Source organism: Piscirickettsia salmonis LF-89 = ATCC VR-1361 (assembly GCF_000297215.2).
Taxonomy (GTDB): Bacteria; Pseudomonadota; Gammaproteobacteria; order Piscirickettsiales; family Piscirickettsiaceae; genus Piscirickettsia; species Piscirickettsia salmonis.
Window position 1 is genome coordinate 1 of sequence record NZ_AMFF02000123.1, and the last position, 4302, is coordinate 4302.

The following is a 4302-nucleotide window of genomic DNA, read 5'->3' on the forward strand; positions in this document are numbered from 1 at the left end:
ACTGTTAATCCAGCGCTATAAGTATAGAATATGCCTATATATTAAAGCCTTTAGTTTTGTGTGAAATATTTCCAATAAAATAATTTAGCTTATACTTGATTTTTGTGCTTATTCTGCAAACATAGTGGACTTTGTAATAATTAGAGTAATTTAGTGAATTAATGAGACTTAAAAAAACAACACACAGGAAAAAATCAGGTAAAACGACAGGCTACTTGTATACATTCGATTTAATCTACCCAGAAAAAACTCTTTGTGTTGAATTTGAAGTGATGCACTCAAATATTTTAAAAGCCAAAGAAGCGGTTGAGGAGGCGTTTGATCAATGGGTGGGAGAGCAAGAGGATGGGGCTACGATTACAGCTATAAAACGATCAGGGGTTAATAAATCACAGCCCGTTTACCACTATGCAGGAGTTGTTAGATTTATTGGGTATGTGGCATTTGAGCTGATTGGAATTGTTGCAGGAAATAAAACACTCCATGAGCTAAAAGGAAGGCTAGTACTCGGAACAGTACTGTCAGGATAAGACCAAACATTTTCTATACCGCTCTTAGATGTTAAATAAACAGAAATAGCCTTATTTGTATCTTGACTTGGTACGGGTTGTTGCGATCCAAATGGGTAGAAGTCATTGGCTTGAACCTCTAATGAACCAAGATCAGAACAACCTGACTCGCTAGTAAACTTAATATTACCCTGAATTTTGCTATCTGAAGTGCAGATTGAAGCAACGTTACTTGGATATTTTTCACACAACTCTTTTTCTACAGTGAACTTTAATGTGCACTCCGGCATAGTTAAGGTATAATCTCCTAAGGTGCTATGACCGGATGGTGCATATGGAAAATATGGGGAGTCAGAATTAGATGCATATGCATTAATGGATAAAGCTGCTGCTAATATTACAAAAGAAACTTTTTTCATTTTTTTACCACAAAAATTGATTATAGGACAAATGGCAACCCCGTCCTGTGGTTTTGGCTCATGCTCATTTAGTTTTCTACATCCAGGATTCCCTGTAATTTTCTTAATTTTTGTTGGTTTTGGCTTTCTACCTTGCCCTTTTGCTCTAGACATCAAAAACCTCCAAGTTTTTAGTTCTAATTTCGCATGCGTAAAAATTCGACTAGGCGGGTGGTCAGGAAATAAAGGTCATAGACATTTTACACACCCCTCCCCTAGGGCGATTTTTTGCGGCCAAAACCACCATCTTCATTAACAGTTTTACGTGAATGACAGGACTTACACAGCGCTTGCCAGTTGTGCTGGTTCCACATCAAACCATGATCACCGTTATGCGGCTTGGTGTGGTCTACTTCAGTCGCTGGGATTAACTTGTCATCTTTTAAGCACTGCTTGCACAGCGGATGATCTTGTAAAAATATCTTACGCTCACGTTGCCACCGCCCCCCATAGCCACGCTGGGCAGTTGTTTTGCGTGGGGCATGGTATCGATTGCCGTGCTGTTCGTGATATTTGCAATAACGTGAATAGGTTGTGTTATGACATCCTGCATAACAGCAAATTTTCTTAGCACGCCTAGGCAATGTGTAATCTCACAAAAGTAATAGATATAAAAAAAGACCTAAACAGGTCTTAATGGAATTAAATGTCATTAACTAGACACGAAAATAACTAGCTTACCTAAAGGCTACAGTTTTTACCCGGGTAAAACAAGGATTTTTAATATAAGATTTATAATTAATTTACTTCATCAACATGACGGAACAGAAGTCGCTTCTGTTTCATGATTGAAGTCACTTTTTTCATAACTTGAAGCGGCATCATAAAAATTTAAGCTACACTCGCCTTGACTGCGCCTTATAAGATCACCAGCCTCTTTATAATAAGGAGAGCTTTTATCTAAATCATAAGAAGAAGAATTACCTGTCTCCTCTCTGATATGTTTAACCACAGCTAAACACTTTTCTCGATCACTCCCAGAACTAACTTGAATTCTTCTAATTCCATCAAGGCTTATCCCTGGAATATTTTCAAAAGAATAAGGCCATCGCCTATGCACCACATCTGAGCTAAGCAAACTTGCAACTGTTTTAGTCACATGAACCCTGTTACTTCCAAGGGTTTTAAAGCGTGGATTACCACGTACCATGGTCGCCACATCCAACGCCTTTATAAAAATATCTTTTAAATACTCATCAGGAATATCCATATATTTTTCTATAGCAACATCAATGCACTTAATTAACGCCTTATAGCTTTTACCTTTTCTATTGCTATGGCCAAAATGAGAGTACCAAAAGCTTGATTTTGATTCTAAACGCTGGATAAAAGATTTAAGGTCATTTAACTGTTTACGTCGATAAAGATGATCTTTTAGTTCAGCCTTAATTTCTCTTAGAGTATTGCCTTTAGCAAAAGAACCATGTTTACCTGCTAACTTTTGAGTTTCTTCTTGATAGGCTAAATTAAAGTCTCTTAAAGCTCTTCTCTCCTCAACAACCAAATGCTGTTTCGCAGATGTATTCCCTATACACTGAGAATGACCATTAGAATTTACAGCCCCATTATAAAAGTCTTCAACTCTATATGTTCTAGCATGGGCAAAATGTTTATCACAATCAGCTAACTTCGATGCCTTATAAACCCAAGGATCAACGATGATCGCATTTTTTAAGTCAGGATCTTCAGCCAGCTCCTTTAAACCCCCAGCCAATTTTTCACCTTCTCTGGATAAATGCAACTTTTCTGATTGGTGAATCAGACAAAATCGATGCCCTGGAATAGTCACCAATGAAATATAGATAGGTTCAGAAAAATCACCGATATGAATAAGGTTACCAAGATGAACTGCGACAACACTAAGGTCATCACAATAACCTACTTTTTCTGCTAAAGCTTGCCGAGCATAATCACCACTAAATGAGAAACCTTCTTTTAAAGACCTACGTTTATCTTGGCGTTTATGCTTGAAAGGTGAAAGTGCTAAATCGGTATATAATTCCTTGATATTTTCAGAGTATTTAATGCTTTTGCGGACTCCACTTACCAGTGCTGCACCAATCGCTAATAATTCATCTGAATCTAACACAGCATCACCTCTTTAAATAAAGCCTTCATAGATTGCATCTTTAGCATTTAGTCATTCTTGCAAAAAACAACTCATCTAAAACAAAGGTTAAATCAAGTTAATATGACAACTCTATTAGAAAAAATATTACTTTTATATCAATAAATAGCATTTTTATGTAAATAAAAATATAGATTACCTAATATTTTTATTTTTTTAATGAAATTATTACGATTAAATTCACGATAATGTCTCAACCATCAATGTTGAATGTAACTCGCCCTACTACGTCATATGGAATTTAACACCTAATGAAGAGCGAACTTCTTCTAGATCAACTGCTGAAGAACCTTTGTTAGGCTCTAGGCAAACAAGTTATCAGACAGGATCATTTCAACAGAAATCTCAACAAGATCCTAAAAATGTGGAAGGCACCATATGCAGTAGCGTATGTGCAGTATTGTAAGTAATTTTCTATATAAAAGAACGGATGGCGTAATTAGCTAGGCTGGCTTTTGCGCCAAAGTATTTAAACATCCCCGCACATAACTCACCCCTTTACCTAGATAACTGTCATAAGTGGGTGCTGATATGTGGTAAATGGCTTGCTTTTTAGCGGCTGAGCCGGTTATGCCGTAATGAATCACGAGTATACGTGCCATGGTTTGATCACTCTTGCAATTACTCTGTAAAAGATCGTTGACGATTCTATCGACTTCAAGTACATCACTATTGGCGATATAAGGATCATTACCGCTGTTATTGTTTTGTATGACGACACCACCGTACTTTTGTATCATGCCAAAAATAGAGTTATTTGAGCCATGTTCTGCGCCTCGTTGTATATACTCGCCCCAATCTGCCAACATACTTCTAACTTGCGTGATATTTAGCATCTTTTAGGCTCCTAGTTGCAATTAAAATAATGATCCGCACACACTTAAAATTCTTGAGATTCAGGAATTTCAAAAAAATGATCCTGGCGGCAATGTTTAGGAGGATGTTAAATTCTGGTCAGTATTGCTGTGGCCATTACCGAATATAATGTCTGCAGGCGGTTTTTTAGGTGAAAATAGGCGAATTCTCTAATTTCGGGCGGAGTTACCCTACTAGAAGCCTCTAAATCGGCTGGTTGCTAGCTCTTCATAGTAATTGTACTTTTCCCTAAGAGTAAGACCAAATTGGGTGCTTACCCTTCTTAACTGATTGCCGCACAAGATGCATTTAAGAGGGTTGTAGTTGAAATTACTTTTCATCAGTGAAGTAA

The 4302-nt window shown here is 37.2% G+C and carries 4 protein-coding genes; all 4 read right to left on the reverse strand.

Translation table 11 applies throughout. The annotated features are described in order from the left end of the window. Window positions 1-406: 406 nt before the first annotated feature. The 4 genes from C200_RS11665 to C200_RS11680 all read right to left on the reverse strand — a co-directional run bounded on the left by C200_RS11665 (window position 407) and on the right by C200_RS11680 (window position 3931). Window positions 407-1081: a hypothetical protein gene (locus C200_RS11665; protein ID WP_016211773.1), complete on the reverse strand. Its 675-nt coding sequence runs from the start codon at window positions 1079-1081 to the stop codon at window positions 407-409. A gap of 101 nt (window positions 1082-1182) precedes the next feature. Further along, window positions 1183-1551, reverse strand: a complete 369-nt coding sequence (locus C200_RS16405; RefSeq protein ID WP_016211775.1) for an HNH endonuclease — start codon at window positions 1549-1551, stop codon at window positions 1183-1185. Between the two features lie 167 nt (window positions 1552-1718). After that, the gene (locus C200_RS11675; protein ID WP_016211776.1) at window positions 1719-3056 is read right to left on the reverse strand and encodes a hypothetical protein; all 1338 of its coding nucleotides are present in this window, start codon (window positions 3054-3056) and stop codon (window positions 1719-1721) included. A 482-nt stretch (window positions 3057-3538) separates the two neighbouring features. After that, complete coding sequence (locus C200_RS11680; protein ID WP_129556697.1) at window positions 3539-3931, reverse strand: hypothetical protein; 393 nt, start codon at window positions 3929-3931, stop codon at window positions 3539-3541. Between the last annotated feature and the right edge of the window lie 371 nt (window positions 3932-4302).